Origin of the sequence: Pseudomonas sp. NFIX28 (assembly GCF_900107395.1) — a bacterium.
Classification (GTDB): Bacteria; Pseudomonadota; Gammaproteobacteria; order Pseudomonadales; family Pseudomonadaceae; genus Aquipseudomonas.
This window is the reverse complement of sequence record NZ_FNPW01000025.1, coordinates 30,058-54,557: the sequence shown is the minus strand read 5'-3', so window position 1 is coordinate 54,557 and position 24,500 is coordinate 30,058. Positions and strand designations below refer to the sequence as shown.

22 protein-coding genes and 4 pseudogenes are annotated in these 24,500 nt (G+C 63.0%); 15 read left to right on the top strand and 11 right to left on the bottom strand.

All coding sequences use genetic code 11. The features are described from left to right. The 4 genes and pseudogenes from BLV20_RS29670 to BLV20_RS29655 all read right to left on the bottom strand — a co-directional run. A pseudogene (locus BLV20_RS29670) lies at positions 1 to 473 on the bottom strand (glycine dehydrogenase (aminomethyl-transferring)); the annotation flags it as partial. 9 nt (positions 474 to 482) lie between these two features. Continuing rightward, entirely contained in the window at positions 483 to 866 is a 384-nt protein-coding gene (gene gcvH, locus BLV20_RS29665) for a glycine cleavage system protein GcvH (RefSeq protein WP_092305918.1), read from the bottom strand. A 302-nt stretch (positions 867 to 1,168) separates the two neighbouring features. Next, on the bottom strand, positions 1,169 to 2,677 hold the full coding sequence (locus BLV20_RS29660) for a sigma-54-dependent transcriptional regulator (RefSeq protein ID WP_092305917.1): 1,509 nt from the start codon (positions 2,675 to 2,677) through the stop codon (positions 1,169 to 1,171). Positions 2,678 to 2,781: 104 nt separating this feature from the next. Then, entirely contained in the window at positions 2,782 to 3,696 is a 915-nt protein-coding gene (locus BLV20_RS29655) for a LysR family transcriptional regulator (RefSeq protein WP_092305916.1), read from the bottom strand. A 152-nt stretch (positions 3,697 to 3,848) separates the two neighbouring features. On the opposite strand from BLV20_RS29655, the gene speB reads away from it, so the two are divergent. The 9 genes and pseudogenes from speB to BLV20_RS31845 form a co-directional block, all read left to right on the top strand. Further along, a complete protein-coding gene (gene speB, locus BLV20_RS29650) occupies positions 3,849 to 4,847 on the top strand; it encodes an agmatinase (RefSeq protein ID WP_092305915.1) in 999 nt (332 codons plus the stop codon). A gap of 71 nt (positions 4,848 to 4,918) precedes the next feature. Further along, positions 4,919 to 6,427, top strand: a complete 1,509-nt coding sequence (locus BLV20_RS29645; protein ID WP_092305914.1) for an aldehyde dehydrogenase family protein — start codon at positions 4,919 to 4,921, stop codon at positions 6,425 to 6,427. A 127-nt stretch (positions 6,428 to 6,554) separates the two neighbouring features. Further along, complete coding sequence (locus BLV20_RS29640) at positions 6,555 to 8,075, top strand: purine-cytosine permease family protein (protein ID WP_092305913.1); 1,521 nt, start codon at positions 6,555 to 6,557, stop codon at positions 8,073 to 8,075. A 31-nt stretch (positions 8,076 to 8,106) separates the two neighbouring features. Continuing rightward, positions 8,107 to 9,795 (top strand): choline dehydrogenase, encoded by a 1,689-nt coding sequence (gene betA / locus BLV20_RS29635; RefSeq protein WP_092305924.1) that lies wholly within the window; start codon positions 8,107 to 8,109, stop codon positions 9,793 to 9,795. Between the two features lie 245 nt (positions 9,796 to 10,040). Further along, a complete protein-coding gene (locus BLV20_RS29630) occupies positions 10,041 to 10,955 on the top strand; it encodes a helix-turn-helix domain-containing protein (RefSeq protein WP_092305912.1) in 915 nt (304 codons plus the stop codon). 67 nt (positions 10,956 to 11,022) lie between these two features. Next, a complete protein-coding gene (locus BLV20_RS29625) occupies positions 11,023 to 11,679 on the top strand; it encodes a 2Fe-2S iron-sulfur cluster-binding protein (protein WP_092305911.1) in 657 nt (218 codons plus the stop codon). 3 nt (positions 11,680 to 11,682) lie between these two features. Then, positions 11,683 to 12,672, top strand: coding sequence for an FAD binding domain-containing protein (locus tag BLV20_RS29620; protein ID WP_092305910.1), 990 nt, complete (start codon positions 11,683 to 11,685; stop codon positions 12,670 to 12,672). Continuing rightward, complete coding sequence (locus tag BLV20_RS29615; protein WP_092305909.1) at positions 12,669 to 14,906, top strand: xanthine dehydrogenase family protein molybdopterin-binding subunit; 2,238 nt, start codon at positions 12,669 to 12,671, stop codon at positions 14,904 to 14,906. Before BLV20_RS29620 ends, BLV20_RS29615 begins: the two co-directional genes overlap by 4 nt. A 40-nt stretch (positions 14,907 to 14,946) precedes the next feature. Next, positions 14,947 to 15,190: pseudogene (locus BLV20_RS31845) on the top strand (LysE family translocator); the annotation flags it as partial. 194 nt (positions 15,191 to 15,384) lie between these two features. Here BLV20_RS31845 and BLV20_RS31240 read toward each other — a convergent pair. Both BLV20_RS31240 and BLV20_RS29605 read right to left on the bottom strand, forming a co-directional pair. Then, the gene (locus tag BLV20_RS31240) at positions 15,385 to 15,798 is read right to left on the bottom strand and encodes a hypothetical protein (RefSeq protein ID WP_139192766.1); all 414 of its coding nucleotides are present in this window, start codon (positions 15,796 to 15,798) and stop codon (positions 15,385 to 15,387) included. Between the two features lie 27 nt (positions 15,799 to 15,825). After that, positions 15,826 to 16,785: a lipid II-degrading bacteriocin gene (locus tag BLV20_RS29605; RefSeq protein ID WP_139192765.1), complete on the bottom strand. Its 960-nt coding sequence runs from the start codon at positions 16,783 to 16,785 to the stop codon at positions 15,826 to 15,828. Between the two features lie 215 nt (positions 16,786 to 17,000). Here BLV20_RS29605 and BLV20_RS31615 point away from each other — a divergent pair. From BLV20_RS31615 to BLV20_RS29590, 3 genes and pseudogenes are all read left to right on the top strand, one after another. Beyond that, positions 17,001 to 17,259, top strand: a pseudogene (locus tag BLV20_RS31615) (LysE family translocator); the annotation flags it as partial. A gap of 16 nt (positions 17,260 to 17,275) precedes the next feature. Further along, a pseudogene (locus tag BLV20_RS32190) lies at positions 17,276 to 17,518 on the top strand (hypothetical protein); the annotation flags it as partial. An 88-nt stretch (positions 17,519 to 17,606) separates the two neighbouring features. After that, positions 17,607 to 18,068 (top strand): GNAT family N-acetyltransferase, encoded by a 462-nt coding sequence (locus tag BLV20_RS29590; RefSeq protein ID WP_092305907.1) that lies wholly within the window; start codon positions 17,607 to 17,609, stop codon positions 18,066 to 18,068. Between the two features lie 91 nt (positions 18,069 to 18,159). On the opposite strand, the gene BLV20_RS29585 is transcribed toward BLV20_RS29590, so the two are convergent. The 3 genes from BLV20_RS29585 to BLV20_RS29575 all read right to left on the bottom strand — a co-directional run bounded on the left by BLV20_RS29585 (position 18,160) and on the right by BLV20_RS29575 (position 20,126). Further along, positions 18,160 to 18,642 (bottom strand): GNAT family N-acetyltransferase, encoded by a 483-nt coding sequence (locus BLV20_RS29585; protein WP_092305923.1) that lies wholly within the window; start codon positions 18,640 to 18,642, stop codon positions 18,160 to 18,162. A gap of 167 nt (positions 18,643 to 18,809) precedes the next feature. Further along, complete coding sequence (locus BLV20_RS29580; RefSeq protein ID WP_092305906.1) at positions 18,810 to 19,769, bottom strand: HlyD family secretion protein; 960 nt, start codon at positions 19,767 to 19,769, stop codon at positions 18,810 to 18,812. A 3-nt stretch (positions 19,770 to 19,772) separates the two neighbouring features. Continuing rightward, complete coding sequence (locus BLV20_RS29575) at positions 19,773 to 20,126, bottom strand: DUF3302 domain-containing protein (RefSeq protein WP_092305905.1); 354 nt, start codon at positions 20,124 to 20,126, stop codon at positions 19,773 to 19,775. Between the two features lie 356 nt (positions 20,127 to 20,482). On the opposite strand from BLV20_RS29575, the gene BLV20_RS29570 reads away from it, so the two are divergent. Further along, positions 20,483 to 21,688 carry a PrpF domain-containing protein gene (locus BLV20_RS29570; RefSeq protein WP_092305904.1) on the top strand — a complete coding sequence of 402 codons (1,206 nt, stop codon included), beginning with the start codon at positions 20,483 to 20,485 and terminating at the stop codon, positions 21,686 to 21,688. 78 nt (positions 21,689 to 21,766) lie between these two features. Here BLV20_RS29570 and BLV20_RS29565 read toward each other — a convergent pair whose 3' ends face one another. Continuing rightward, a complete protein-coding gene (locus BLV20_RS29565) occupies positions 21,767 to 22,891 on the bottom strand; it encodes an endonuclease/exonuclease/phosphatase family protein (RefSeq protein ID WP_092305903.1) in 1,125 nt (374 codons plus the stop codon). A 156-nt stretch (positions 22,892 to 23,047) separates the two neighbouring features. Here BLV20_RS29565 and thpR point away from each other — a divergent pair, with 156 nt between their 5' ends. Together thpR and BLV20_RS29555 are read left to right on the top strand one after the other, a co-directional pair. Then, positions 23,048 to 23,593: an RNA 2',3'-cyclic phosphodiesterase gene (thpR, locus tag BLV20_RS29560; protein ID WP_092305902.1), complete on the top strand. Its 546-nt coding sequence runs from the start codon at positions 23,048 to 23,050 to the stop codon at positions 23,591 to 23,593. Between the two features lie 84 nt (positions 23,594 to 23,677). Continuing rightward, positions 23,678 to 23,872 carry a hypothetical protein gene (locus BLV20_RS29555; protein WP_092305901.1) on the top strand — a complete coding sequence of 65 codons (195 nt, stop codon included), beginning with the start codon at positions 23,678 to 23,680 and terminating at the stop codon, positions 23,870 to 23,872. 52 nt (positions 23,873 to 23,924) lie between these two features. Here the strand turns inward: BLV20_RS29555 and BLV20_RS29550 are convergent, their stop codons facing one another. Further along, a complete protein-coding gene (locus BLV20_RS29550) occupies positions 23,925 to 24,410 on the bottom strand; it encodes an adenosine-specific kinase (protein WP_092305900.1) in 486 nt (161 codons plus the stop codon). Positions 24,411 to 24,500: the final 90 nt, after the last annotated feature.

Sequence of the window (24,500 nt, the reverse complement as noted above, 5' to 3'; positions counted from 1 at the left end):
CAGAAGGTCATGGCCTCGGCGGCGGCGGTGGCTTCGTCGAGCAGCGAGGCGTTGGCGATCGGCAGGCCGCTGAGGTCGCTGATCAGGGTCTGGAAGTTCAGCAGCGCTTCCAGGCGGCCCTGGGAGATTTCCGGCTGGTACGGGGTGTAGGCGGTGTACCAGGCCGGGTTTTCCAGGAGATTGCGCAGGATCGGCGACGGCGTGTGGCAGTTGTAGTAGCCCTGGCCGATGTAGGTCTTGAACAGCTGGTTCTTGGCGGCGATGGCCTTGATCGAGGCCAGGGCATCGGCTTCGCTCTGGCCGGCGGGCAGGTCGAGCACGCTGGTGCCCTTGATGCTGTCGGGGATCACGCTGGCGCCCAGGGCTTGCAGGGAATCGAAGCCCAGGCTGTTGAGCATGGCCTGCTCGTCGTCCTGGCGCGGGCCGATGTGGCGCGCGATGAATTCGTCACGAGTGTCGCAAAAGGGAGTCATATACCGTCCTCACGCGTCTGCCTGGTCTTGGATCAGGCGGTCATAGGCGGCCTGGTCGAGCAGATGGTCCATTGCGCTGGCATCGCTGGGGCGCAAGCGGAAGAACCAGCCTTGGCCCAGCGGGTCTTCATTGACCTGTTCCGGGGAGTCTTGCAGGGTCGCGTTGACATCGACCACTTCGCCGTCCAGAGGCATGCCGATATTGCTGGCGGCCTTCACCGACTCCAGCACTGCCGCCTCATCGCCGGCGCGATAGCTGCGCAATTCCGGCACCTGCACGAATACCACGTCGCCCAGCGCCGCCTGGGCATAGGCGGTGATGCCGACAGTGATCAGCCCGTCGCTTTCCAGGCGCAGCCATTCGTGATCGACGGTAAAACGTAATGCGCTCATATCCACTCCTCACAGGGTTAGGCGCATCCGCTGCGATGGCGGATGGCGATTGGCAAGCTCGCAGCGGTCGGCGAGCGTTGCCCAGGGACGGACAGCAAGTGCAGTGCCAACTCTATTTATTCGTTATTTATCAAATAGATAGATGTTTTTTTGAATGCTTTGACGGCTGTCTCTGTATTGAAATCAATACAGGCATGGAGGAAAGCGCAGGCGAGGGGAGAGGTGACGCAACGGAGGCCTGACTCGCGGTGTTCCGTCTTGAATTCGATACGCCGTATCGATTTTCAGACAGGCGTCGAGCCTCAGGCCTTGCCGGGAATGCCGTACTTGCGCAGGCGGATAGCGATGGCGCTGTGCGAGGACTGCAGGCGCGCGGCCAGCAGGCGGCTGGAGGGATAGCTGCGGTAGAGCTGTTCCAGCAGGCGCTTTTCGAACTCCTCGACCGCCTGTTCCAGGCTTTCGACTTCGGTGTCGTTCTGGCGCGCCACCGCGGTCCTGGCGATATCCAGGTCTTCGATTTCCACCTGCGGGTTCTCGCAAATAGCTGCGGCGCGAAAGATCACGTTCTGCAGCTGGCGCACATTGCCCGGCCAGCGGTTGCCCAACAGTGCCGGGTAGGTGCCGGGCGCCAGACGACAAGGGGCGCGCTGGATTTGCGCGCAGGCCTGTTGCATGAAGTGCCGGGCCATCAACAGAATGTCCTGGCCGCGCTCGCGCAATGGCGGTACTTGCAGGTTGAGCACGTTCAGGCGGTAGAACAGGTCTTCGCGAAAGTTGCCCTCGGCGACCATCTTTTCCAGGTCGCGATGGGTGGCGCTGAGGACGCGTACATTGACCTTGACCTCGCGGTCGCCACCCACCCGACGGAAGCAGCCGTCGCTCAAGAACCGCAGCAGCTTGGCCTGCAGGTAGGGCGACATCTCGCCGACTTCGTCGAGGAACACCGTGCCCTGGTCGGCCAGTTCCAGCAGGCCGAGTTTGCCGCCGCGCTGGGCGCCGGTGAAGGCGCCTGCGGCATAACCGAACAGCTCGCTTTCGGCCAGGCTCTCCGGCAATGCCGCGCAGTTAAGGGCGAGAAAAGGGGAATCCCGTCGTGCACTGAGGGCGTGGCAGGCGCGAGCCACCAGTTCCTTGCCGGTGCCGGTTTCGCCCTGGATCAGCAATGGCGCATCCAGCGCGGCGACACGCTGGGCGCGGACCTTGAGGGTGCAAATGGCCGGGGACTCGCCAAGCAGCGCGTCGAAACCTTCGGCATGGTCGTGGTGCAGGGCCGACAGGCGTTCGCCGATGCGGTTCGGCTGGTAGAGCGTCAGCAGGGCGCCGGCATCGGTGATTGGTGTCGCATCGAGCAACAGGCTCTGGCCGCCGAGGGTGACTTCGCGCATGGGCAGGCGGTAACCGTGCTCGATCAAGGTGGATTGCAGGGTTGGATCATCGAACAGGGCAGTCAGCGGCTCGCCGGCCGGTTCGCGACCACAGAGCGCGATCAGTGCCGGGTTGGCCAGCAGCACATGGCCGCGGTCATCCACTGCCAGGACCGGGTCGGTGCTGGCGGCCAGCAAGGCGTCCAGCTGCAGATGCCGACGCTGCCCCGGGAGCATGTCGACGACCGTTACCGTCTGCACGCCTTGCACGCCGAGAAAGGCCTCGCGCAGTTCCTCCAGGACATCGGCTTCGAGGGCCGGTGCATCGATGTAGACGTTTGGCGGCGTCATCTCGACGGCATCCAGGTTGAAGCTGCGCCGGCCCAGCAGCGCGAGGACCTCCTGGGTGATGCCGACGCGGTCGATGAACGTGACGTGGATACGCATGGCTGGCCTGCAAAGGGGCGAATGGGGTGCCGGGGCAATGAGTATGCCGGGCTCTGTCCGGGGCTGGCGAGGGGGCGGTGTCCGTGATTGCCCGAGAGTGCTGCCTAGCCGTTGCCCGCCTTGCGCGAACAGGCTGCCAGGTCTTCGAGGAAGGCCTGGAGTATCGGTGGCGGGGCAGTGCCACGGCGGGTGATCACGTCGAAGGGCGACATCAATTGCAGGCTGACGGGGGCCAGCTGGTGCATTTCGCCGGTCTTGATCCACTGCGCGGCGAAGTGCATCGGCAGGAAGCCCAGGTAGGCCCCGGAGATCAGCAGGATGGCCAGGGCCTCGATGTTGTCCACGGTTGCCGCGGCCTTGCTGACCCCCAGGTGCTCCAGGTCGTACTGCTGCATGTAGCCCCTGACGACAATTCGGCTCGTGGCGACCTCATTGAGCAGCTCGTCACCTTCGGCCTTGTTGCCGTACAGCGGATGGCGCCGCCCGCAATACAATCCCAGCGCCTCTTCGTAGAGCGGGGTGTGCAGCAGGCCTGGCACATGGATGGGGAAGTGCCCGATGGCCAGGTGCAGCCGGCCGTCGAGGACCCGTTCTTCCAGTTCGGCAGGGGTGCCGACATATACGTTCAGGTGTACGTCGTGTCCCCTGGACACGAAGCGCTGGGTGGTTCGCGGGATCGGTGAGTCGGGATCGCTGATTGTGGTGTCGATGATCCCCAGGTTGAGCTTGCCGCTGATGTGCTGTTTGAGCACATCGGCGTCCATGCAGAAGTTCTCCACCGCCGAAAGCAGGCGCTGGGTTGCCTCATGGATCGCCACGCCTTGCTCGGTCAGGCGAAAGCCGCTGCGCCCGCGCTGGCAGAGTTTGACCCCGAGGCGGGTCTCCAGGTGGGTCATCTGTTCGCTGATGGTCGACTGGCCGGCATTCAGCGCTGCCTGCGCAGCGGAAAACCCGCCGCAGCGGACAATGGTGGCAAAGACCCTGAGCAATTTCAGGTCGACATCGTGCAGTTGAATCACCTGGGATCTCCCGCCTGTGGATGCATCGGCAATGCCGATATGAGTATCTGATGTTTAGCATTTTTTCCACGAAAACCTGCGCCCATAGTCACCTCCAGCGGCGGTCGCCTTGCAGTCCGCCTGGCCTATAACAAGAAGTGGAGAGGCTTGAAATGTCGAACAATGGTTATGAATCCGGTCGCCTGAACCTGCCATTCGTGGGGCACTGCACCTTTGGCAAATCCCCGGTGTGCACCGATTGGGATGCGCTGGACGCCGATGTGGCGGTCCTTGGCGTGCCGAACGACATGGGCACCCAATGGCGCTCCGGCGCACGTTTCGGACCGCGCGGGATCCGCGAGGCATCGACCCTGTTCGCCTTCGGCCACGCCGGCGCCTACGACCACGAAGATGACGTCATGTACCTGACCGCGGCCGACGTGCGCATGGTGGATGTCGGCGATGCCGATATCGTGCATACCGACATGGCGACCAGTAACGCCAACACCGAATATGCGGTACGCAAGATTCTCGACGCCGGGGTGATGCCGGTGGTGCTTGGCGGCGATCACTCGGTGCATGCTCCGGTGATCAAGGCGTTCGAGGGGCGCGGCCCGATCCATATCATCCACTTCGACGCGCACCTGGATTTCGTCGACGAGCGTCACGGCGTGCGCTATGGCCATGGCAACCCGCTGCGTCGCGCCTCGGAAATGAACCACATCGTCGGCATGACCCAAATGGGCATCCGCAACGTCTCGTCGTCCAACCGCGATGACTACGAAGCGGCCCACGAGGCCGGCTCGAAGATCCTTTCGGTGCGCGATGTCCGCCGCCTCGGCGTCGATGGCGTGCTGGCGTTGATCCCGCAGGATGTCGACTACTACATCACCATCGACATCGACGGTTTCGACCCGTCCATCGCCCCGGGCACGGGCACCCCGAGCCACGGTGGCTTTCTCTACTACGAAGTGCTGGAAATCATCCAGGCCCTGGCCAAGCGCAGCCAGGGCAACATCGTCGGCATGGATCTGGTGGAGGTCGCACCCGTCTATGACCCGACCGGCATGACCTCGATTCTCGCCGCCCAGCTGTTGCTCAACAGCATCGGCTTCATCTTTCACGAGCGGGCCCAGGCGCGCCAGGCCGCAAGCCGAGCCACCCCGGCCTGATCAAGGCCAGGAATCGATCATCGAACCACAATGCCCCGGCGTGACCTGAGCGCCGGGCAGAGAGAATAAAAATGGACACGATCGTCAAGCAATACCTGCAGAAATTCGGTGTCAGCGAAGCCACCCAGCGCTTTCTCGGCAAGCAGCAGAAGATGTTCATCGCCGGCGCCTGGGTCGCGGCCAGCGACGGGCAGACCTGCGATGTCATCGAACCCTCGACCGAGGGCGTGCTCACTCAAGTGCCCGTAGGCACCACCGCGGACCTGGATCGCGCCGTGCAAGCCGCCCGCGCCCAGTTTGACGGCGGCGCCTGGCGCCAGGCGAAACCGGCCGAGCGCGAGCGGATGATCCAGTGCCTGGCCGACCTGATCGAGCAGAACGCCGTCGAGCTGGCCGAAATCGAATCGATCGACATGGGCAAGTCGGCAGCCTTTGCCCGGGATGTCGATATCCAGGGCACGGTCGATACCCTGCGCTATTTCGCCGGCTGGGCCACCAAGCTGCACGGGCGCACAGTCGAACCCTCGCTGCCAGGCAACTACCTGGCCTATACCCGCAAGGAAGCGGTGGGGGTGGTCGGCGCTATCGTGCCCTGGAACTTCCCGTTGCAGACCATGGCCTGGAAGCTCGGCGCCGCCCTGGCGACCGGTTGCACCGTGGTGGTCAAGCCGGCGGAACTGACCTCGCTGTCGGCCTTGCGGTTTGCCGAGCTGGTGCAGGAAGCGGGCATTCCGGACGGGGTGATCAACATCGTCACCGGTCGCGGCAGCGTGGTCGGCGCGGCCATGGCCACCCATCCCGGCATCGACAAGCTGACCTTCACCGGCTCGACTCCGGTTGGCCGTACCGTCGGCCGTGCGGCATTGGACGAAATGAAGCGACTAACCCTGGAACTCGGAGGAAAATCACCGGTAATCGTCCTTGCCGACGCCGACCTTCCAGCGGCTGCCCAGGCCATTGCCAACGGGGTGTTCTTCAACTCCGGCCAGGTCTGCGATGCCGGCACCCGGGCCTATATTCATCGCAGCGTGTACGACGAGTTCCTGCGAGAGCTGATCGCCTATACACGGACGTTGAAGATAGCGCCGGGCCTGGATCCGGACTGCTTCATCAGCCCGCTGGTGTCGGCGTTGCAAAAGCAGCGCGTGACCGACTACATCGAAACCGGCAAGCAGGAGGGCGCCGAACTGGTCTACGGCGGCCAGCCCGTCGCCGGCCCGGGCTACTTCGTCGAGCCGACCATCTTTGCGCATTGCCGCAACGACATGCGTATCGTCCAGGAGGAGATCTTCGGCCCGGTGCTGGTGACCGCGCCGTTCGACGATGAAGAACAGGCGCTGGCCCTGGCCAACGACTCGCCCTACGGGCTGGCGGCGGCACTCTATTCCAACGACCTTGGACGGGTGCACAGCCTGATACCGCGCCTGCGTGCCGGCTCGGTATACGTCAATGCCCATGGCACCCTGGATCCTTCGATGCCGTTCGGCGGCTACAAGCAATCAGGTTTCGGCAAGGACCTGGGGCCGGAACAGCTCGATTATCTGTTGGAGACCAAGGCAGTCTGGATCACGCTGCCCTAGAGGCTCAAAGCAACCTGGCGCCGGGAGGCGCCAGCACGGATTGGGAACGGCAAGGAGGCACCCGGGCGTCGTTCACCCAAAACAACGCAGTTATCCCGTCATGATCTTCCAACAATAAGAGACCATCATGAACATTGACGCCAAGCCTGCCCCGAGCCTGTCCATCCGCGATGATCAGCCGGTCATCGAAGGGCATTCGATCGACTTCATTCCAGAAAACGAACGTACCGACAAATTGGCGAGCCAGGGGCCGTTCTGGTTCCTCGGCAACTTCACCTTCTTCACCATGACCATCGGCTTCGTCGGTCCCAGCGTCGGGCTGACAGCGCTGTGGACCACCCTGGCCGGCACGCTGGGCATCATGTTCGGCACCTTGTTCATGGCCTTCCATGGCTCGCAGGGGCCGCACCTGGGGCTGCCGCAGATGATTCAATCGCGTGCGCAGTTCGGCTATCGCGGGGTCATCCTCGTGCTGTTGGCAACGCTGTTCGTGTTCGCCGGCTTCAATATCGTCAACCTGGTGTTGATGATGCAGGGGCTGCACACGCTCTTCGGCTTCAACCCCGCGGTGGTTGCCGTGGCGGTCACGATACCGGCGGCAGTCCTGGCCATTCTCGGTCATGACTGGATGCATCGCAGTTTCAAATGGGCGCTGTTCCTGTCGATTCCACTGTATGGCCTGGTAACCCTGGCCGTGCTGATGGGCTGGGTGCCCGATGCGCCGTTGCCAGTGCTCGTGGCCGGAGAGACGGCGCCAGCACCCCTGGGCTTCAACTGGACCGGATTCATCGCCCAGTTCGCGGCAGCGGCCAGCTACAACATCGCCTATGCCCCATATGTATCCGACTATTCTCGCTACCTGCCGAAAAACACCTCCAGCGGCAAACTGATCGCCGTGGTATTTCTCGGTGCCTCGCTGTCCGGGGCCTGGATGATCTCGGTGGGCGGCTGGCTGGCCGATCACCTGAAGTCCACCGATGTACTGGTGGCCCTCGGGCAAGTGGGCAACACCGTATCGCCGCTGATGGGAACGGCGGTGGTGGTGATCACCATCCTGGCGTTTCTGCCGGTGATCGCCATGAACATCTACAGCGCCAAGCTGACCACCCTGACCTGCGTCGACTCCATCAGGCACATCGAGCCGACCCGCAAGGCGCGGATCCTGGCCATCGGCTTCGTGATCCTGCTGCAACTGGGGGTAGCCCTGAGCATCCAGAGCAGTGGCAAGGGCCTGTCGGTGCTGGGTATCTACCTGGTGGTGATGCTGTACTTCCTGGTGCCCTGGACCTCGGTCAACCTCACCGACTATTTCTTTGTGCGCAAGGGCCGCTACGCCATCCCGCACTTCTTCATGCCCCACGGCAACATCTATGGCAACTGGGGCCTGCGTGGCATCGCGGCGTATGTGATCGGTTTTCTTTCGATGATCCCGTTCTTCTACATCTACGACGGTGTCGAGCAGCGCGAAGTCTATGTCGGCCCGCTCGCCAAGGCGCTGGGCAGCATCGACGTCGCCTGGCTCGTCGGGTTGATCGTGTCCGGGCTGGCGTACTACTGGCTCAGCCGTTCGATCGACCTCAATCGCGAAGAAGTGGTCATCCAGCATATTGAAAGAACGTCGCCGCAATGCACCACCGGCGACAAGTAAGCGCTCAACGAATAGAGGTCGGGAGATGACCATGGACATGCAGAAATACGACTACATAATCATCGGCGCAGGCTCGGCAGGCTGTGTACTGGCCAACCGGCTGAGCGAAGACAGCACTGTCTCCGTGCTGGTCCTGGAGTTCGGCGGCAGCGACCGCAGTGTGTTGATCCAGATGCCCAGTGCGTTTTCGATTCCGATGAACACCAAGAAGTACAACTGGCGCTATGAAACCGAACCCGAGCCTTACCTCAACGGGCGGCGTATCCACTGCCCGCGCGGCAAGGTGCTGGGAGGCTCATCGTCGATCAACGGCCTGGTCTATATCCGGGGCCACGCCTATGACTTCGACGAATGGGAGGAGCTGGGCGCGCGTGGCTGGGGCTATCGCAATTGCTTGCCGTACTTCAAGCGCGCGGAAAGCTACGAAGCGGGTGGCGATAGCTACCGCGGCCAGGCCGGGCCCTTGCACACCACCAACGGCAACCACATGAAAAACCCGCTGTATGGCGCCTGGATCGAAGCCGGCGCCGAAGCGGGCTACATCAAGACCGAGGACTGCAACGGCTTCATGCAGGAAGGTTTTGGCGCCATGCACATGACGGTGAAAAACGGCGTGCGTTGTTCCACGGCCAATGCCTACCTGCGGCCGGCCATGGGGCGGCCGAACCTGACCGTCATCACCAAGGCGATGACGCGCCGGATCATCTTCGACGGCAAGCGCGCGGTGGGCATCGCCTATGACCGCGACGGCCAGACCCATGAGGTTTATTGCACGCGGGAAATCCTGGTGTCGGCCGGGCCGATCGGTTCGCCGCACCTGCTGCAACGGTCCGGTATCGGGCCGGCACAGGTGCTGCGCAAGGCAGGGGTCGAGGTCCGGCACGACCTGCCGGGGGTCGGGGAGAATCTGCAGGATCACGCCGAGGTCTATATCCAGTTCGGTTGCAAGGAGCCGGTCACGCTCAACAGCAAGATGGATCCTTTGAGCAAGCTGCTGATCGGCCTGCGCTGGTTGTTGTTCAAGGACGGCCTTGGCGCCACCAACCATTTCGAGGCCGGTGGTTTCATTCGCTCCGACAAGGGCCTGCGCTGGCCGGATATCCAGTTCCACTTCCTGCCTGCGGCCATGCGTTACGACGGCAACAAGCCGATCAAGGGGCATGGCTTCATGGTGCTCACCGGGCCGAACAAACCCAAGAGCCGAGGGTATGTGCGGATCCGTTCCGCCGACCCCTACGAGCATCCGCAGATCCAATTCAACTATCTGCAGAGCGAACAGGACCGCGAAGGTTTCCGGCGTTGTATCCGCCTGACCCGGGAAATCATCGGTCAGCCGGCGATGGACCGCTTCCGCGACGGTGAGATCGCCCCCGGGCCCCAGGTGAACAGCGATGAGGAAATCGACGCCTTCGTGCGCGAGAACCTGGAGAGCACCTACCACCCCTGCGGGTCGTGCCGCATGGGCGAGGACGATGGGGCGGTGGTCGATTCCGAGTTGCGTGTGCGTGGCATCGAGGGCTTGCGGGTGATCGACTCGTCGGTGTTCCCAACCGAGCCCAACGGCAATCTCAATGCCCCGACCATCATGCTTGCCGAGCGGGCTTCGGACCTGGTGCGCGGACGCAGCCCGCTGCCCGCATCCGATGCCCCTGTCGGGCTGGTCCAGGATTGGGAAACCAGCCAACGCACCTCGCTGCCGGGACGCAATGTCAGGGTCTGAATGACCCGCGGGGCAAAAATGCTCCGGGCCATGGCCCGGAACATTAGGCCCGGAACATTGGCCCAGGACATCGGCCCGGAACATTGGGCTGGGGCAGTGATGGGAGCTTGCGGCGGCTCTTTGGCGCCAGCGCCGACACCGCATTGGCATCGCCATGGGGGCTGCCGTCGACCATGCAACGGCCTTGACCGAGGAGGACGTTGGAGTACGCTGGCCGTTCGCTGCATATCCGGAGGTGCCTGCTCATGACCCTGTTACGGGAATCCGCAAACCGGTTGCTGGAACCTCGGGTGGGCGCGGGCTGTATCCGCGCGCGCGGGGCGGAGGGCGCGCTCTTGCAATCGGCGTCGCTGTTCGATGGCCTGGTAACCATCGATCACCGCCGCTGGGCCTGTCGCGAGGCCGAGCTCAGCTGGACGGCGCCACAGCACGTGGTGATTCTCACGGAGTGCGGGGCAACGGCCAAGACCCATATCCGCAGCAGTTCGACGCTCACCTACGAAGGCTGCGACCGGCCCGGCTCGATCAGCTTCGTGCCGGCCGGCGTCGAGCGCCAGGGCTATTTTCGCGACGCCGACCTGGTCTACACCGCCCTGTGGATCGACACCGCCCTGGATTTTCCCGGCTGCCCGCGGCTGGCCGAGCTGCCCATGCGCATCAACAGCGGCGACGGGGTGATCCATTCGCTGCTCGCCGCGCTCAGCACCGAGATGGCCGCCGGGCATGTCCTGGAAACCAGCTATATAGAGCACTTGGTGGCGCTGGTGGGGCTGCGCCTGGGACGGGTCGATGCCGCAAGCGCCGGCAGCGGGCGCCTGGGGCCGCTGTTGCGCAAGCGCTTGAGCGACTACATCGACTCGCGGATCGACGGCAGCATTTCGCTGAGCGAACTGGCGCGGCTCGCCGGCATGCCCGTCGATACTTTCGCCCGGCACTTCAAGGCCGAAACCGGCATGGCGCCCTACGCCTATGTGATCGAACGCCGGGTGCGCCGCGCCGAAAGCCTGCTGCGGGCCGGCAGCATGCCGATCAGCGCCATGGCGCTGGAGCTGGGGTTTTCCAGCCAGAGCCACTTCACCTCGACCTTCCGGCGGGTCACCGGGACCACCCCGAGCAGCTACCGCCAGCAGGCGTCCAGAATCCTGACAAACGCGTCCTGATACCTGAAAGAACGGCGCCGCCCACAGGGCGATACTCGCTGGCAGCCGTTCATTTCAGGAGAGCACCATGGAAGACCTGGACCCGCCGCGCCCGTCGCGCCGCGCACTGCTGCAAGCCGGGGCCGCCGCCAGCCTGCTATGGGTAGGCGGCGCCAGGGCGCTGGCCCAGCCCGAGGCCAGCCCCGCGCCAGCCAACCGCTCCCGGCCGCTGCCGTCCCGGGCGATCACCTTGCGTATCAACGCCAGCGACCAGTTGCTGGACCTCGACCCGCGCACCACGCTGCTCGACGCGCTGCGCCATCAGTTGGGCATGACCGGCTCGAAAAAGGGCTGCGACCATGGCCAGTGCGGCGCCTGCACGGTGCTGGTGAACGGTCGCCGGATCAACGCCTGCCTGAGCCTGGCGGTGATGCACGAGGGCGATCAAATCACCACCATCGAGGGCTTGGCCAACGGCGACCTGCTGCACCCCATGCAGGCCGCCTTCATCGCCCGCGACGCCTTCCAGTGCGGGTACTGCACGCCGGGGCAGATCTGCTCGGCGATCGGCCTGCTCCAGGAGGTGCGCGCCGGCTGGCCGAGCCATGTCACCGAAGATGTGGCGGTGCATTCCGTCAGCCTGAGCGACAGGGAAATCGGCGAACGCATGAGCGGCAACCTGTGCCGCTGCGCCGCCTATCCCAACATCGTCGCCGCCATCCGCGACGCCGCCGAGGAGGCCTGAAGCATGATGCCTTTCAGCTACGAACGGGCGAGCGACGTGCAGCAGGCCGTCCGCCTGCTGGCCGCGCAGCCACAGGCGCGTTTTATCGCCGGCGGGACCAACCTGATCGACCTGATGAAGCTGGGCATCGAACGGCCCACGCACCTGATCGACATCAGCCGCTTGCCCCTGGCCGCCATCGAGGACAGCGCCGACGGCGGCCTGCGCATCGGCGCCCAGGTGCGCAACAGCGACCTGGCCGCCGACCGCCGGGTTCGCGAGCGCTACCCCATGTTGTGCCAGGCGTTGCTGGCCGGCGCTTCGGGGCAGATCCGCAACAAGGCCTCGACCGCCGGCAACCTGCTGCAACGCACGCGCTGCGCCTATTTCTACGACCCCGGCATGGCCTGCAACAAGCGCGAGCCCGGCAGTGGCTGTCCGGCCCGCCAGGGGCACAACCGCATGCACGCGATTCTCGGCGCCAGCGAGGCCTGCATCGCGGTGCATCCCTCGGACATGGCGGTGGCCATGGTCGCCCTGGAGGCGCGGGTGGAGACGCTCCTGCCCGACGGCCAGCGCCGCACCCTGGCCCTGGACCAGCTGTACCGCCTGCCCGAGACCACGCCGGAAGTCGAAACCCAGCTGGCCCATGGCGAAATGATCGTGGCCATCACGCTGCCGCCGCCCCCTGCGGGCCGCCAGCTGTATCGCAAGGTGCGCGACCGCGCTTCCTATGCCTTCGCCCTGGTTGCCGTTGCGCTGGTGGTCGAGGTCCGCGCCGGGCAGCTGCGCACGGCGCGCATCGCCTTGGGCGGGGTGGCGCCCAAGCCATGGCGGGCCACGGCGGCCGAGCAGGCGCTGCTCGGCCAGCCGCCATCCCAGGCGCTTTACCAACAGGCTGCCGACGCCGCCCTGGCCGGCGCGCGCGGGCAGGGCGGTAACGATTTCAAGATCCCGCTGGCCAAGCGGACCCTGTGCCAGATGCTGGCCAGCGCCGCCGAGGAGCAAGCATGAACCCAGCCACGCAAAACGGGCCGATCGGCCAACCGCTGGACCGCGTCGACGGCCGGCTGAAAGTCACTGGCCGCGCGACCTACGCCTACGAGCAGCAGGAAATGGGCGACGCCCTGTATGGCTATATCCTCGGCGCGAGCATCGCCCGGGGCCGCATCGACGAGATCGACACCCATGAGGCCGAACGCACGCCGGGCGTGCTGCATGTCATGACCCACCGCAACGCGCCGGCCCAGGCGGCATTCGGCCCGGCCCTGACGCCGACCCCGGCTGAAGTGTTCACCCGCGCCCGCCCGGTGCTGGCCAGCGACCGCGTGCGTTACCACGACGAACCGCTGGCGCTGGTGGTCGCCTCGACCTTCGAGGCCGCGCGCGCGGCGGCCCGGCTGATTCGCGTGCGCTACTCGCCGGAGCAAGGCGACTTCGACCTCGCTTCCCGCCTGGCCCAGGCCTACATCCCGCCGCGCACCAACGCCGGCTTCAAGACCGACAGTGCCCTCGGCGATTTCGAGTCGGGGTTCGACGCAGCGCCGGTCAGGCTCGACGAGACCTACAGCAGCCCCTACCAGAGCCACGTGCCGATGGAGCCCCATGCGTCCATTGCCGTGTGGTCCGGGGACGAGCTGACCCTCTACACCTCGGCGCAAACCCTGGCCAACTTCCGCGGCGGCCTGGCCAATACCCTGGGCATCGCGCCCGAGCGCGTGCGCGTCGTCAGCCCTTATATCGGCGGCGGCTTCGGCGCCAAGCTGATCGTGCATCCCGATGCGGTGCTGGCGGCGCTGGCCGCGCGGGTGCTCGAGCGTCCGGTGAAGGTGGCCCTGACCCGCCAGCAGATGTTCGCCAACGCCGGTTATCGTCCGGCCATGCAACACCGGGTGCGGCTGGCGGCGGACCCCAGCGGCAAGCTCACGGCCCTGGGGCATGACGTCTGGTCGACGACCTCGCGCTTCGAAGAGTACTGCGAGCAGACCGCGGTGTTCGCCCGCTCGCTGTATGCCGCGCCCAACCGCCTGACCCGCCATCGGCTGGTGCCGGTCGACCTCAATCGCGGCGAGTGGATGCGCTCGCCGGGCGAGGCCCCAGGCATGCTGGCCTTCGAAAGCGCCATGGACGAGCTGGCCGAGCGGCTGGGCCTGGACCCCATCCAATTGCGCATTCGCAATGAGCCGCAGCTGGACCCCGAACTCGGTGTGCCGTTCGCCTCGCGCAACCTGCTGGCCTGCATGCGCACCGGCGCCGAGCGCTTCGGCTGGGGCCGCCGCAACCCCAGGCCCGGCAGCGTGCGCGAAGGCCGCAAGCTGATTGGCATGGGCATGGCCGCGGCGATCCGGCCCAACTACCTGGGGCTGTCCAAGGCCGAGGTGAGCCTGAGCCCGACCGGGCGGGTTCTGGTGCGCCTGGACATGACCGATATCGGCACTGGCACCTACACCATCCTGACCCAGGTCGCCGCCCACAGCCTGGGCGTGCCGATGTCGGCGGTGCAGGTGCAACTGGGTGACAGCCGCTTTCCGCGGACCGCGGGGTCGGGCGGTTCCTGGGGCGCGGCCAGCGCCGGTTCGGCGGTGGAGGCCGCCTGCCAGGCGCTGAAGCAGCAGCTTGTCCAGGCTGCCGGCGCGCCTTACCAGCAGGGCGCGGTGCATTTTGCCGACGGCCGCATCACTACGGCCGGGCGCTCGGAGCGTCTCGGCGACTTGCTGCTGCGGATGGCCCCCGCGGGGCTGCGGGCCGAAGGCAGCGTCGGGCCGATGGGCGAGGACTACAAGCAGTTTTCCCAGCATTCCAACGGTGCGCACTTCGTCGAAGTCGCGGTGGACATCGACACCGGCGAAGTCCGCCTGCGGCGCATGCTCGCGGTGATCGGTGCCGGGCGCATCCTCAACCCCAAGACCGCGCGCTCGCAGATCCTCGGCGGCATGGCCTGGGGCGTCGGCGCGGCGCTGATGGAGCAGACCCTGCTGGACATCCGCCACGGCCATTTCGTCAACCACGACCTGGCCGAGTACCTGATACCGGTCAATGGCGATATCGCGGCGATGGATGTGGTGTTTCTCGAGGAACCCGATCCCAGGGCCAACGCCCTGGGCGTCAAAGGGCTTGGCGAATTGGGCGTGTGCGGGGCCGGGGCGGCGGTGGCCAATGCGGTCTACAACGCCACCGGCATTCGTGTGCGCGAATTTCCGCTGACCCTGGACAAACTGCTGCCCGGGCTTGCGGCTCTGGAGGAGTAGGCGCAGCCTGCATCGACAAAAAGTCTCGACGGCGGGCGCCGGCTTTCGCACCTCCTGCTTGGAGGGAGTAGGGCGGCAGCCGGGCTGGCGGTGGTGCTGCAAGCCTCGGAACTGTTGTTCCACGGGATCAAGATGCTCGGCGCCGGCTGCCTGCTGTACCTGCGTACCAGCTACGGACCGCGGACACCCAGGTCGAGGCCGAGAAAAACAGCGCGCCACTGGACCTGCTGGCCTTGGCTCGGCAGGAATTTCTGGTGGCCATCGGCAAACAGAAACTCATCCTCGGTGTTCGTTGAGTCGACGCCGCGGGGTTCTAAAAATAGATAGAAAGTTGGTCCGGGTACAGCACTCGCCTCTGCGTGCCTTTATTTATAGGTGTTTTGGAAAAGATTTTTAAATCCAAAGATTGAGAATCTTCAGAAGTAGATAAATGGCGCTCGGCAGGGAGCAGTATCAGTTCCAAGCGCCATGTAGTTCCTTAAAGGGGGTTTTGTTTTTTTTGATATAGCCTGTATTGAAATGCAATAAAGGTAAGTGCTGCTAAGACATAAAGGATTTTTATATTGAGATCGGTATCTCCATTCCAGAATTCGATGATCCAGCCGAAAATTACCAGTGATATTAACGTTGCGACTATTGCAGTGGCTTTTTTGAGTAGACCTCTGCCAGACCCTGAAGGGCGATGGGTGTAATATGGTAATTGCAGTGCATATAGAAATATTTGGGTTGTCAAAGTAAAAGCTATTGCGAAAATCGGTATCGCAAGGGAGTCCGCTTCGCTACTATATTTTCCGGATGAATAGTTGTTGAGTAGCGCGTTGGCACATAGAGCACTGATGATGAGCAAGATTAATGGATATAAAATTGCAATTATTTTATCTGTTTTTTTCATGTGTGATCCAAATAGTTAGTTTGTCTGTCAATCTAGCGGCGCATTGCCGGCACCAACAAGATTGATTTGATGGGTGCCATAAATATCTATCTCGAAGGGTGTTCCATTAAAGGCTGCACCCAAGGTCGTTGCAGTTTCTGCAACAACTCCCCGATTGCTGGCATTAAAGTCAAATACATCGTGATATGCTCTTGCATCACCTGTAAAGCTCCATGTTCCATTTTCATGCCGAGTGAAATCGCCTTCCACATTCAGAGTTATTCTGCCCAGCAGCGAACCAGTTGCAAGACTGTCATCAAAGGTATTGTATTGTACCTTGGGGTCAGAAATATGATAAGTGCCAGGGGTGTTAGAGAATTGGATATGTTGCGTGAGAAGGGGGAGTTCGTTTGACTTCACATTTAACTGGATGGAGTTGATGTCAACATTCATTTTTTCCCCGTTTCCGAATAGATAGTTTTCCATTGCTTTTACGGGGCTGAATAGGCCACCAGAGAGATGTTTGTCATTGTTGTAGTAGTTGACATGGTCGGCAAGCTTGTCATTGTTGACTTTGATGATGGCATCTCTGCTCGTCATACCTTTGCTCTGCCAGTCATCCGCTGTTGAGAAAGATGCTATTTTACTTTGAAAGTATGGGTCGTACTGCCAGACTTTGTAGTCGTTAATGGTTTGGGGTAGTTTTCCGGCAAGTTGCCAGGCATCTAATACGGCACCTAAAGAGTCCCCCTTGTTGAGGGCCTTGTCCAAAAGTTGTAATTCAAATGTGAATTTACTAATTCCGATTGTTGATTGGATTTGGTTTTCATATAGAGAGTTATTGACGATGTCAGCTGCCCGATAGGGAGGCGCTCCGTTTGTTCCGGCTGGATAATATAGTATGGGGCTGTCCCACCAATCGCTTTGCCAAAAAGAATCGTACATCCAGCTATGCTCGTCTGGATAAACAAAAGTAGGGCTTAGGGTTATAGGTGCAGGCGCGCCCATGCTCAATTTCCTTATTAACTATATAGAATGGAGATCGCTCAAATTTCGATAGGTTGGGTACTTATCGATGTTGCAAATCATTCTCGTTTAATCGGCGCTGAAGCAAGTCTTTTCCTAAGGATGGTTGTTGCAAGATGTTACGGGCTGACTGACCGACGCGTTTTTCTTGGAAAGGCTTGGTCTAGTCACGTAGGCAGTAATGATCATGAACTCATTATTTGAATGCTGGAGGGAAGGCGATCCTTATTTTCACCGCCTTCCTGCCGCAGTTCGTCGACTCTCAGGCCGCGGTTCCTGCCCAGTTCCTGGCGCTCGCGCGCTGTTCCTGGCCCTGGAATGGATCGCCATCAGCGCCTACGCCTGAATGGGCCTGCGCATGCGCCGCTGGTTCGCCGAGCTGCGGGGCAAGAAACTCTTCAACCGCTGCTGTTGTCGGCGGCGGCTTCGGTGCTGCTGTTGGCGCGGCGGGCGTGAGGCGGTCGGTATCGGGCCGACCTTGGCCAGCATGGCTGGCAAGTAGCCCGGGCCGTTGCTTGCCCATGACGACCGATACTGGCATGACGGCCGTTGGCACGATCGTAGAGACCATTGGCGCCGAGACGACTGGCGTAGGGAACAGTGGCGTAGGGAACAAGCCCGCCGAGAAGCTGAACGCCATCGTAATTGGGAGCGCCACCACGATCGAGCCATGCGGCACCGCTACGAAGACAATCACCGCTACTATCGTCGCTAGTGCGACGCCAGGAGATTAATCCAGCTGCAACAGTGCTGTCCGCGCCGATGAGTCAGGCGCAGTGCCAAAGCAAACACAAGGATCTCGAGTGGTTATGTCAACGGACGAACTGGCGATACGCCAGATCTCAGCGCTTTCTCCGGAAATCCTGGCACTGGAAGCGGAGGCGGTTGCGGATGGTTTCAGGTTTCTCACGCGCTTGGTCGCAGAGTGGGAGAACGGGTCGAACCGGTTTGATCAACCGGGTGAATGCCTGCTGGGCGCCTTTCGCAACGGGCAACTGATTGCCATCGGTGGCCTTACTCGTGACCCCTATGCCGGGCCGGATATCGGCAGGCTAAGGCGGTTGTACGTTGCGCGTGCAGCAAGGGGGCGGAATGTGGGCAAAGCCCTGGTGCAGCGGCTTTTGGGACACGCGGCTCAGCAATTTTGTGTGGTACGCCTATCCACGGATACACCAGAGGGCGCCGCGTTTTACCTGCGCTGCGGCTTCCAGCAGATACAGGATGATTTTGCTACGCACGCAAAGTCATTGGCCGATGCCATGTAACCAGGTCATTGGAGGGCAGATGGGGGGCGTAGTCGGTCAACGGCGAAGAGTGAAGGCTTTGCAGGCTTGCAAAGCCTTGCAGCAGGGGACCTCAGCGCGATAGGCCCACCGTCGGAACGCACTGACGAACATAGTAATTATCGAATTCACCGCTTTCGATGAATTGAAAACCGTGGCGGGTATAAAAACGATTCGAAGCGCTGCCTTTGAGGGCACCCACTCTAGTAGGGAGCCCAGCCACATCCGCCTCTTTGAAAATCTGGGCGAGAACAGCAGAGCCTATCCCTGATCCCTGCGCGCTCGGTCTCACATACAAGTGGTCGAGCAAGAGTTCATTGTGCCGGTGCTTGACCACGACAAAACCAACCCTCTCTCCAGATACCTCGATGTAGCGTGTATTGCGGGCTTCAAAGCCGCTAAGAAAACGTTCGCGCGCGCGTACCGGATCAAATCGTCTAACACGCTCCAGGCTTTCGCGCATGGCCTCGATTCGAATGGCTACAAGGTTGTCCAAGTCGCTTTGTCGAGCCGGGACCAAAATGACCTGGGAATTTTTATCGGTTGTGGCGGGCATCATTTGCGCTCTGACTATCATCCTGGGCAGCGAGTATAGAGAGAATAGAAACAAGCGGCTCACCCGCTTTTATCTGTTGAGGGCCACAGGCGAAAACGCCCACTCGACCGGTAGTGAAATCAAGCAGGGCTTGTCACGCACCAAGTATCAGCCCCGATCCCTGCTCATCAATGGAACGGGAAGATGTAGTTCATCCAGGACGCCATGCGCAAAAGGATCTTGCGCATGATTGCCACGTGGTGGAAGTGCTTGCTGTAGAGCGCCGCCTGGCCATAGGCGCCGCCGGGCATGAGTTTGGCGTAGGGCTGGAATAGCGGGTCGGTGATTTCGATGATCACCGGCACTCGCCCCGGTGGCGGTGAGCCGGTGAAGCTCAGCAGGGTGCCGGAGGGTTGGACCTGGCCTTCGCCGATGACCGTCACGACATTTTTCACCCGGCCCTTGAAAACCCGGCCGGGAATGCCGTCGAACGCCACTTCCGCCTCGTCCCCCGGGACCAGGCGCAGCAGGCTGTTCTGGCGCATCCAGGCGGAGAAGTAATGGCCCTCGTCCGGGATGAACACCATCGACGGGCGCAGCGGCAGCTTGCTCGCCATCATGCCCGGGCGCAGCGACACATGGGTGACGAAACCTTTGCTGGGGGCGCGGACCACGCTGTTGTCCAGCTCGAACTGGGCGTTGTCGATCTGTGCCTGCAGGTCGTCGACCCGGGCAATGGCGGCTTCCTGTTCGCGGCGAGTGCCGAAGTTGCGCTTGATCAGCTCGTTGATCCGGTACAGGTCGCCCCGCGCCGCGGTCTGCTGGGCCTTGAGCGACTTGAGGCGGTTCTCGAAAGGTTCCGGGTCGATGCGAAACAGCACGTCGCCCGGCTCCAGCGGCGTGTTGCCCTGGACCGGCACCTCGATCACCCGGCCGGTGACGACCGGGATTACCGGCACCGAGACGAAATAGGAGCGCGCCACTTCCGAATAGGGGTGGTTGTAGTTCATCAGGAAGATCAGCGTGCCGATCAAGACCACGCCGCCCAGCACGGCGGTGGGCACTGTCCATTTGTTGAGCGGGATGCGGAAAATCTTGAAAATGGCGACGCAGATGGCGGTGTAGGTAAGGATCAATAACAAGTCCATGGGTCACCGTTTTCCTTCCGGGTGGAGCCCGGCCTGGGATCGTTGCTCCAGTTGCTCGACCCGTTGCCGCAGTTCGGCGAGCTCTTGCGGCAGGTCTCGTTCAGCCTGGATACGCTGCTTGTCGGTGGCAAAACCCCAGCCTCGATCCTCGCGGTACAACATCGCCCAGATCCACAGGAACGGCCACAGGGCATGGAGGGTGAACAGGCTGACCCAGCCGGCCGCGTGGATTGCGTCCTGGTGCGGATGGTTGCGGTGTACGGCAATTTCGTAGGGGATGTCGTGCAGGACAATGATTCCGTAGAAAAGGACTATCCCGGCAAAGACAAGAATGCCTAGCGCAATTTGATCGAGCATGATTTTCCTCCCGGAAGCCCTCAGCTCGCACGCAACCGCTCAGGATATCGACCAGCAAATGCCGCCTGATATTCCGATGGCGTGGGCCTGGTGAAACTCATACTAGTTCAAGTTCGATTAACTGCCTGGCCGCCTTTTTTAGTGACTGTTGCAAAGAAAACGGGCCGATGATCCGGCGTGGGTTCGAGCCGGGCGGCGGGTGCTTTTAGCGCCGCGCGAGCCTGCCGGGAGGGCTGAGTGGCCTGAAGGTTTGCGCCGACGGGTAAAACCATGCCGGCGCCAGCCGGCAGAAAGCTGCGCCGGGCCCGGCAGCGGTTTATGATCGCAACCTGTCGCCCATCACTGCGAGCCCGATCATGCCTTCAGAACCGGTCCTTCCTGATATCCACGCCGGCATCGTTGAGTTCCCTGTCTGGCATGCGCGCGGCGGCACGTCCACCGGCCTGATCCTGGCCCATGAGAGCCTGCCCGAAGACCCGTTGCTGGTCGAGGAGTTGCTGCGGCATCTGATGGGTGTGCCGTTGACCGGCGAGCTGCCGGGCAATAACCAGATCACCGGGCTCGGCCGCGGCGGGCCCACCAGCAACAAGGTGTTCATCGTCGAGCGGCGGCCCGGCGAGACGCGCATAGTCAGCACCCTGGCGCAGCTGGCGGCGGGCAAGAGCGCGATCGACTGGAGCGTCAACTGCGGCAACATGTCCGCGGCCTTGCCTTTGTATGCCCTGGAGCGTGGCTGGCTGAGCGCGGACCAGGACAGCGCGCAGATCGAGATCTTCAACAGCAATACCCAGACCCGCATGCTCGCGCGCCTGGGCTTTCACGACGGTCGGCTGCTGAGCGATACCCGCATCCCCGGGGTCAATGGCGTGTTCCCCGGGGTCGACCTGTTTCTCAGCGACCCGGTGGGGGCCAAGACCGGCCAGTTGTTTCCCACTGGCCAGCGCATCGACCTGCTCGACGGCGTGCGCGCCACCTGCCTCGATGTGGCGGTGCCGATGGTCATCGTCCAGGCCGCCGACCTGGGCAAGACCGGCCTGGAAAGCCCGGCGCAGCTGGACGCCGATGCCGGGTTCAAGGCGCGGTTGATTGGCCTGATGGTCGAAGGCGGCCTGCGCATGCAATTGCGCAACCGCAGCGGCGCCTTGCTGGGCGCCGACGAATTGCGGCGCAGCGAAACCCTGCCGAAGATCTGCATCGTCAGCCCGGCCCGGGGCGCGGGCGATATCAGCACCCGTTACTTCACCCCGCAAAACGCCCATCCCTCGCTGGCCGTTTCCGGTGGCTGCTGCCTGGCCGCCGCCTGCCTGGCGCCAGGCACCGTGGCCCATGAACTGCTCAAGGCGCCCAAGCCCCTGAGCGCCGTCACGGCGGAATACCCGGTGTCGATCGAAAACCCGGCAGGCCTGCTGGACACCCTGATTACCGCGCGCGAGGAGGGCGGTTCCATCCGCATCGATGCGGCCGCCTACCGGCGCAGCGCGCAGATCCTGCTCAAGGGCCGGGTGCCGCTGTACAACGCCTCGGCGGCGCTGGTCGAGGCGTTGCTGCCAGGGCGGCGCTGAGGCCCGGCCCGGTACTGCCTTTGCCCGCCGTCAACGCGGCGTTGTTTTTCTTTGGCGGGAGAGGCGCTACCTGCTGGCTTACAGGTCCAGGTCGACCCACACCGCGGCATGGTCCGAGCCGGCGTTTTCTTTCCTGTCCAGTTCCGGGTAGACCGCCCAGCGCTGGGGCTTGCTGCCCGGCCACATGCCCTTGCGCCACACGCCGCCGGCGCTGACGGTGGCGAACAGCGCGGGGGACAGCAGCAGGTAGTCGATTTTGTTTGCCGCCTTGCAGGTGTCGAAGGTGCCGGGAAAGCCGCCGTCATCAAAGGCCGGGTGGGCAAAGGCGTCCTTGAGGTCGGTGTCCTGCAGCAGCGGGGCCAGGGGTGCGCTGTCGGGGGTGTCGTTGAGGTCGCCGACCACGGCGATGTAGGTCTCGCCCTGGGACACCAGCGCCTGGTAGATGACCTTGATCCGCTCGGCCTGGGCCCGGCGCTTGTTCGCCGACGCCGCAAGGCTGCCGAAGCCTTTGCTCTTGAGGTGGTTGACCAGGACGATCAGCTGCTTGCCGGTCTGTTCGCCAGACGCCAGCGGAATATGAAACTGCGCGCAATCGCGGGAAAAGATCAGCTCGCCATTGGCCGCCGCATCGTCGACGTGGCTGCGCATTTGGCCGATGGGGTAGCCCGCGGCGGTCATCAAACCGACATCGATGCCGCGTGTATCGTTGCCGTCGATCAGCATCACATGCGGGTACAGCGGGCCGCCCAGGCCGCCGATGATTTCCGTGTTGAAGTCGCGCAGGGCCGGGCGGCTTTCCGCCTCGACCACCGCCAGCACATCGGCTTGCAGGTCGATCATCACCCGCGCGGTATTGCGCATGGCTTCCAGGTCCACCGGGGCCTCGATCAGCTCCAGCGAGCCGACCCACTCGGTGCGGCCGTTGGCGACGACTTCCAGGCCGCCGGCCTTGGGCCGCTTGACCAGGCTCGCGCGGTTCTGCCGCAGGATCACGAAAGGGCCCTTGTCCGACTTGGCCAGCCCCAGTTCGGTCAGCAGCTTGACCATCTGCGCCTTGTCCTGGTCGGTGTAAATGGGCTCGCCCAGCAACTGGTTGAGCCGGGCGAAGCTTTCCAGCACCGGCTTGCCTTCGGCCCAGCTTTCGAGGTTCATGGCCTTGGCGCGGTTGAACAGGTTTTCAACGTTGTAGGTTGCGAGTCTCATCGTGCTCTTCCTGTGCGTGGGGCGGACGTCAACCGGCATTAAAACCGATAAAAATGACCGAATGCCGACAGGCGCGGGCCTTGGCGCCTTCTATATGCTGAACTCAAGAATGGGCAAAACCGGCGCACTGCGCCCGACTGAACGGGAGGACCTGACATGAATGATGAGCCCCGCGAGCAGGGCGAGCCGTTCAAGCGGTTGTTCTTCGCCTTGCCCTGTACCGCCGCGCAGCGCCGGGCCATCGCCCGCTGGCGCGGTGAGCTTGGGCTGCGCAACGGCCGTCCGGTGCCGGCGGAGAACTTTCATTTGACCCTGCTGTTCCTGGGGGCGGTCGCCGTGGCCCAGGTCCCGGGCATCTGCGCCGCGGTCGCCAATATACGGACGTCGGGCCAGCCGTTGTCTGTGCCGCTCGACCGCCTGGAGGTTTGGCGCCGGGCCGGGATCTTGTTGCTGGCCCCGGCACAGGCGCCGCTGGAGTTGCTTCAGCTGGTGTATGCCTTGCAACAGGCGCTGCTGCCCTTTGGGCTGGAGGAGGCGCCGCGCGAGTATCGCCCGCACCTGACTTTGATGCGTGACTATCGGGCGGCGGTTCCCGAGGCGCCGACGCCTCCCGATTTTCACCTGAGCTCCCGCCACTTTGCCCTGTTCGAGTCGCATAAGGGCCGTTATCGGCCGTTGGCCGAGTGGGCGCTGGAGCGCTGATGGCCGGCTGCCGATCGGCCGAAAGCCGGGGTGCCCAAGGCCTGCACGTTATAGTGGAAAAAGCCGAGTCGACGGGGAGGAACCATGCGCCAGATCGTTAGCAAAGAGCCGTGGTGGGCGGCGCCGCCGAAGCCGGGACAGGACGAGTTCGAGCTGGAATGGGGTTGGCTGGTCACTTACAGCGAGGGCGAGCCACGGTTCGAGTTCGTCAAGGAACGGCCTTCGGACCAGGAGATTCGTCAGCGCAAGAGTTGCCGCACCACGCCGGCGTCCGAATAGGCCCTGGCTGCGGCTGATCATACCTACCCGGGCAGTGGCGCTTGCGCGGCATTCACTGTTTGTAGCCGAGCTGGCGCAGCAGCGCCTTGCGCCGCAGGATGTCGTCGTCGCTTTCCAGGCCCTTGGCGCAGTAGCCATCGACCACGCCCAGCACCGCCCGACCCTTTGCCGTTTCCGCGAGAATCACCTCGGTCGGGTTGGCGGTCGCGCAGAAGATGCGGCACACCTCGGGTACCATTTTCAGGGTGTTCAGCACATTCAACGGATAAAAACCGTCGCCCAGGAACACGATAAAGCTATGGCCGGCGCCGATCGCCTGAGCGTTTTTTTGCGCCAGCGCGATCAACAACGGATCGCTGCCCGACCAGCGCACCAGGCATTGGCCGGAGGCTTCGCAAAAGGCCAGGCCGAAGCTGATATTCGGCACGCTGGCGACCAGGGCTTCGTGGATGTCTTCGACCGACTTGATGAAGTGCGTCTGGCCGAAAATGAAGTTGGTGGCTTCCGGCTTGTCGATGTTCACGCTGATCAGTTGCATTTCGGACCGCTCCTTGCCGATGTCGCGCGGCGCTGGGGGGCGTTGACGGAAAGGGTGGGCCCGACGCAGCCCGTTAGCACAGCGGCGGGA

Bases quoted from the DNA above. Each gene is read 5' to 3' on its own strand.
- speB (WP_092305915.1), top strand. From the start codon at position 3,849: ATGTCGAACAATGGTTATGAATCCGGTCGCCTGAACCTGCCATTCGTG.
- betA (WP_092305924.1), top strand. From the start codon at position 8,107: ATGGACATGCAGAAATACGACTACATAATCATCGGCGCAGGCTCGGCA.
- BLV20_RS29580 (WP_092305906.1), bottom strand. From the start codon at position 19,769: ATGGACTTGTTATTGATCCTTACCTACACCGCCATCTGCGTCGCCATT.
- BLV20_RS29565 (WP_092305903.1), bottom strand. From the start codon at position 22,891: ATGAGACTCGCAACCTACAACGTTGAAAACCTGTTCAACCGCGCCAAG.
- BLV20_RS29555 (WP_092305901.1), top strand. From the start codon at position 23,678: ATGCGCCAGATCGTTAGCAAAGAGCCGTGGTGGGCGGCGCCGCCGAAG.
- BLV20_RS29645 (WP_092305914.1), top strand. From the start codon at position 4,919: ATGGACACGATCGTCAAGCAATACCTGCAGAAATTCGGTGTCAGCGAA.
- BLV20_RS29550 (WP_092305900.1), bottom strand. From the start codon at position 24,410: ATGCAACTGATCAGCGTGAACATCGACAAGCCGGAAGCCACCAACTTC.
- BLV20_RS29620 (WP_092305910.1), top strand. From the start codon at position 11,683: ATGATGCCTTTCAGCTACGAACGGGCGAGCGACGTGCAGCAGGCCGTC.
- BLV20_RS29630 (WP_092305912.1), top strand. From the start codon at position 10,041: ATGACCCTGTTACGGGAATCCGCAAACCGGTTGCTGGAACCTCGGGTG.
- BLV20_RS29585 (WP_092305923.1), bottom strand. From the start codon at position 18,642: ATGCCCGCCACAACCGATAAAAATTCCCAGGTCATTTTGGTCCCGGCT.
- BLV20_RS29640 (WP_092305913.1), top strand. From the start codon at position 6,555: ATGAACATTGACGCCAAGCCTGCCCCGAGCCTGTCCATCCGCGATGAT.
- gcvH (WP_092305918.1), bottom strand. From the start codon at position 866: ATGAGCGCATTACGTTTTACCGTCGATCACGAATGGCTGCGCCTGGAA.
- BLV20_RS29605 (WP_139192765.1), bottom strand. From the start codon at position 16,785: ATGGGCGCGCCTGCACCTATAACCCTAAGCCCTACTTTTGTTTATCCA.
- thpR (WP_092305902.1), top strand. From the start codon at position 23,048: ATGAATGATGAGCCCCGCGAGCAGGGCGAGCCGTTCAAGCGGTTGTTC.
- BLV20_RS29660 (WP_092305917.1), bottom strand. From the start codon at position 2,677: ATGCGTATCCACGTCACGTTCATCGACCGCGTCGGCATCACCCAGGAG.
- BLV20_RS29575 (WP_092305905.1), bottom strand. From the start codon at position 20,126: ATGCTCGATCAAATTGCGCTAGGCATTCTTGTCTTTGCCGGGATAGTC.
- BLV20_RS29570 (WP_092305904.1), top strand. From the start codon at position 20,483: ATGCCTTCAGAACCGGTCCTTCCTGATATCCACGCCGGCATCGTTGAG.
- BLV20_RS29615 (WP_092305909.1), top strand. From the start codon at position 12,669: ATGAACCCAGCCACGCAAAACGGGCCGATCGGCCAACCGCTGGACCGC.
- BLV20_RS29625 (WP_092305911.1), top strand. From the start codon at position 11,023: ATGGAAGACCTGGACCCGCCGCGCCCGTCGCGCCGCGCACTGCTGCAA.
- BLV20_RS31240 (WP_139192766.1), bottom strand. From the start codon at position 15,798: ATGAAAAAAACAGATAAAATAATTGCAATTTTATATCCATTAATCTTG.